The following is a 3,772-nucleotide window of genomic DNA, read 5'->3' as shown; positions in this document are numbered from 1 at the left end:
GGTTTCTAAATTTAAAGCGCCAGAATCGGAATTTAGGGTTTCAGAATTTGAAGCTTCGGAATTTGAAGATTTATAATTCAAGAATTTAGAATTTGAGACTTCGGAATTTTTGGTTTCAGAATTTGGGGCTTTAAAATTTTCGCCGTTAGAATTTTGTTCCAAGCCCCGCTTCGGCTCCTGATGTCGCTTTTGTAGTGGCTTTTTTAATTCATCTAGCCTGCTTTGATCCATTTGCCGCCTTTAAATTTGATGGACGCGCCATTTTATATTCTCGCAGCTTAAAGCTCATTAAATTTCACCGCGCGTCCGCTGTGCGCAGTCCAATCAAAATTTAGCCCTCGTATCTTTGCAGCGATTTTTTATATGTTTTCGCCGCCGCGCAGCCTACGCTCAAATATACCTCAAACTCCTCGCTAGTAAGCCTGCGCGGCTCATTCGCAAGCCTCGCCGCAGCCGCTGTACCCGTCGCACAGCTAGCGCTTGTACCGAAATTCACTTCATTTGCGATCTCACCTCGTCGGATTCGGTTGCTAAAGCTCGCTGCACGCGCTATTTTCGGCGCACGCCGTAGCGAAAAGCTTAAATTTCGCGTTTGCAGATTTAAAATTTTACCCATGCATTTGCGCGGACCCGCGATAAAATCGCCGTTTTGTATAAGCGTGGCAATGGCAGAGCCGAGCTGGCCGCTGTCCGCCAAGCCGTGCAAGCCGCCTGCCGAGCCAGATAAGCGGCCTGCGAAACCAGGTAATCCGCCCGCCAAAAGTTCTGCGCCACTTAGGACACGCAGGCTTCGCACCAAAATCCCGCCGCCGCTTTGCGGGACGCTGCGAAACGAAATGTCAAAGCCGAAATTATGAAAAAATATCTCGCCCGCCCGCGATGTGCGCTTGTAGGTGTTTCGATCCGCGCCCGTGAAATACGCCTCGATCTCCGCGAAGGCGAATTCCGCACCGCTTACGCAAAGCACATAGTTTTGCAGCAGATCGCGCATGAAATTTTCGATCTTCGTCTGTGCTCGCTCGGCGTCGAACTGAGCCTGCGGCGGCTCATCACCGAACGCAAGCGCTTGTCTGACGCCCGGCTCCGACTGCGATGGACGGACGTTAAATTTTAAGTGTGCTTGCTCCGTATCAAGACGCACTTGCTCGGCATCAAACGGCGGCTCGGCATTAAATTTTAAAATTTCAGCTTGCTGCGCGCCGTTAGAATATGACTGTCCGTCGCAAAATTCCGCGCCGTCTTGTGATTTTAAAGGCTTGTCGCCGCTCCCGCCCCTCGCGCTTCCTGCAAGCTTGGAATTTTTTGAAGCAAGCTTTGAGTCCGTAGAAATTCCAAACTCCGCAGCGTCGATTTTTGAGAAAAATTTTTCTAAATTTTCATCGCCCAGCATTTTATTCTTTCGTAGAATTTCCTTCGCGCTTTATCGAGCTCGCATCAATGCCTGCAGTGTCAGATTTGCCATTGTTTGCCTCGGCGCGCGTTAAATTTACTCCGCCGTTCGTCGCGTTCGTATCGCCTCGCGTTAAATTACCGCCGCCGCTCGTCGTATTTGCTTCGTTATCTTTAAAATTTAAAGCTTCGCAACGATCTACACCTAAACGCTCGAAATAATATCTCTCTCGCTCACCTAAGTTTTCCACTCCCCTTTCGCATACGCGCTTGATATACGCCTTGCTAGGGTATCTAAGCCGATTGAGCGCCAATTCACTACCTGCGTCTGCGCGCTTTATCAGCTTGGCGATGCAGGCGTCATCCTCTTCACTATTTGCGATATAATCCCATACGCCACAGTATCTATCACCGCCCAGCGTCGTAATCAAAAAATAAGCCCAAAGCAGGATTATGGCAATCGATATGCTTCCTTTTATTTTTAAAGATCTCTTTTTTACCATGTTTTTCCTTGAGTAATAAATTTTAACTCATTTTTTCACAAATTTGACCAACGGCATAAAATTTACGATATCGCCTTCAAGGCTAATCTTATCGCCCAGCATTTTGTTCTTCCGTAGAATTTCCTTCGCGCTTCGTCGTGTCCGCCTTGTTGCCCGTAGTGTCAGCTTCGCCGTTGTTTGCCTCGGCGCGCGTTAAATTTCTCTCGCTATCCGTTACGTTCGTATCGCCTTGCGCTAAATTACTGCCGCCGCTCGTCGTGTTTGCTTCATCGCCCTTTAATTTTGGCGTTTTAAAGCCCCAAATCTCGCAGCGATCCCCGCCAAAGCCCTGGAAATAATATCTCTCGCGTTCGCTCAAGTTTTCTACTCCCTTTTCGCATGTGCGCTTGATATATGCCTGGCTCGGATACATTAGTCGATTTATTGCATGGTCATCGCCGGCATCCGCTTGCTTTACCAACTTGGCAATGCAGGCATCGTCTTCTTCGCCATAGCCCAAAAATACCTCTCTCACATTGCAGCACGAGCTGCTGATTTTTATATATAGGGCGCACAGAATAATAACTCCTACAATTAGCAAAAAAATTTGACTTTTCCTGGCTTTCAATTTCGCTTTATCGCCCGGCATTTAATCCTCCCGTAGAATTTACATCGCGTTTGATTACGCCTGTTGCATTACGGATTGTATTGATATCCTCATGCGTTAAATTTCCCTCGCCACTCGTCGTATTTGCTTCGCCGCCCTTTGATTTGGGCGTTTCAAAGCCCCAAGCTTCGCAGCGATTTTGGATATAGAGCTCAAAATAATATCTTTCGCGCTCACCCAAGCTTTCCACTTCCTTTTTGCATGTGCGCTTGATATACGCCTCGTGCGGATATCTTAGCCGATTTGCCGCATATATATTACCCGCGTCCGCTCGCTTTATCAGCTTGGCGATGCAAGCGTCATCTTCCTCATCATGCCTGCCTGAAAAAAATTCTCTCGCGCTACAATACCCGCCGCTACCGCTTACAAACGCGGCATAAATGATAAGAAGCGCCACAGCTAGCACAAAAACATGACTTTTACCGATTTTCAATTTCGCCCCCTTCGCGATTAAATTTTGATTTTTTCCGCAGATTTACGATTTGCGGGCGGATCGTAAACTCGCTCACGTTGGACTTCGTGCGCAGAATTTGCAGCGTAAAATTTGCAATCTCCCCCGCATCCACGAAGCTCGCCTCATCATCTGCAGGCTCGAAGCTCAAATCCTCGTAAAAGGGCGTTTTGGTGATGTCAGGGTTGATGCAGCTTACTCTGATCTGCTTGCGCGCCTCCTCAAAAAGGCAGAGCAGAAACGCCCTCAGCCCCGCCTTGCTCGCGCTATAAACCGCGCTAAAGCGGCTAGATCGCAGCGCTTCGATCGAGCTGATGCCGATGATATGGGCGCGGTTGCGCTTTAAATTCGGCAAAAACGCGCGCGCGATGATAATGTTTGCGGCGAGATTTACGTTTAAAATTTTTAAAATTTCACTCTCGCTCATCGCTTCAAGCGGCGTAAATTTCGCCGTACCCGCGCATAAAATCAGCGCGTCAATCTCACACGCCGCAGCCAGCGCGCGGCACTCCTTCGCTAGCGCGTGCGTATCCTCGAAGCGCGAGGCTAGCGTTAAAATTTCATAGCCGTTTTGCCGCAAAAGCTCCGCAACCGCGCTGCCGATACCGCCGCTTGCGCCCGTGATCAATGCTTTCATCTTTTCTCCTTTAAATTTTAATGCCGCTTCGGCGCGTTAAACTTAGCGCGTCACGTAAATTTCGCTGCGCTAAATTTTCTTTGCTCATTGTGCCCGCCGCTAAATTTGCGCGGTTGAAACAGTCCGCGCCGCGACTTCGCCGGGTA

6 protein-coding genes are annotated in these 3,772 nt (G+C 48.8%); all 6 read right to left on the bottom strand.

The genetic code is table 11. From position 1 onward, the window contains the following. A partial coding sequence (locus tag Q0605_RS05325; protein WP_298704896.1) for a hypothetical protein occupies positions 1–231 on the bottom strand: 231 nt, incomplete at its 3' end. A 100-nt stretch (positions 232–331) separates the two neighbouring features. Beyond that, positions 332–1,390 carry a hypothetical protein gene (locus tag Q0605_RS05320; RefSeq protein ID WP_298704894.1) on the bottom strand — a complete coding sequence of 353 codons (1,059 nt, stop codon included), beginning with the start codon at positions 1,388–1,390 and terminating at the stop codon, positions 332–334. A 1-nt stretch (position 1,391) separates the two neighbouring features. Next, a complete protein-coding gene (locus Q0605_RS05315; protein ID WP_298704892.1) occupies positions 1,392–1,892 on the bottom strand; it encodes a hypothetical protein in 501 nt (166 codons plus the stop codon). An 88-nt stretch (positions 1,893–1,980) separates the two neighbouring features. Continuing rightward, entirely contained in the window at positions 1,981–2,406 is a 426-nt protein-coding gene (locus tag Q0605_RS05310; protein WP_298704890.1) for a hypothetical protein, read from the bottom strand. 100 nt (positions 2,407–2,506) lie between these two features. Beyond that, complete coding sequence (locus tag Q0605_RS05305) at positions 2,507–2,971, bottom strand: hypothetical protein (protein ID WP_298704888.1); 465 nt, start codon at positions 2,969–2,971, stop codon at positions 2,507–2,509. Next, positions 2,958–3,626 carry an SDR family oxidoreductase gene (locus Q0605_RS05300; RefSeq protein ID WP_298704886.1) on the bottom strand — a complete coding sequence of 223 codons (669 nt, stop codon included), beginning with the start codon at positions 3,624–3,626 and terminating at the stop codon, positions 2,958–2,960. Before Q0605_RS05300 ends, Q0605_RS05305 begins: the two co-directional genes overlap by 14 nt. Positions 3,627–3,772 lie beyond the last annotated feature (146 nt).

Origin of the sequence: uncultured Campylobacter sp., from assembly GCF_938017705.1 — a bacterium.
GTDB lineage: Bacteria > Campylobacterota > Campylobacteria > Campylobacterales > Campylobacteraceae > Campylobacter_B.
The sequence above is the reverse complement of the archived record's forward strand: the minus strand, read 5'-3'. Positions and strand labels throughout refer to the sequence as shown.

Bases quoted from the DNA above. Each gene is read 5' to 3' on its own strand.
- Q0605_RS05320 (WP_298704894.1), bottom strand. From the start codon at position 1,390: ATGCTGGGCGATGAAAATTTAGAAAAATTTTTCTCAAAAATCGACGCT.
- Q0605_RS05315 (WP_298704892.1), bottom strand. From the start codon at position 1,892: ATGGTAAAAAAGAGATCTTTAAAAATAAAAGGAAGCATATCGATTGCC.
- Q0605_RS05300 (WP_298704886.1), bottom strand. From the start codon at position 3,626: ATGAAAGCATTGATCACGGGCGCAAGCGGCGGTATCGGCAGCGCGGTT.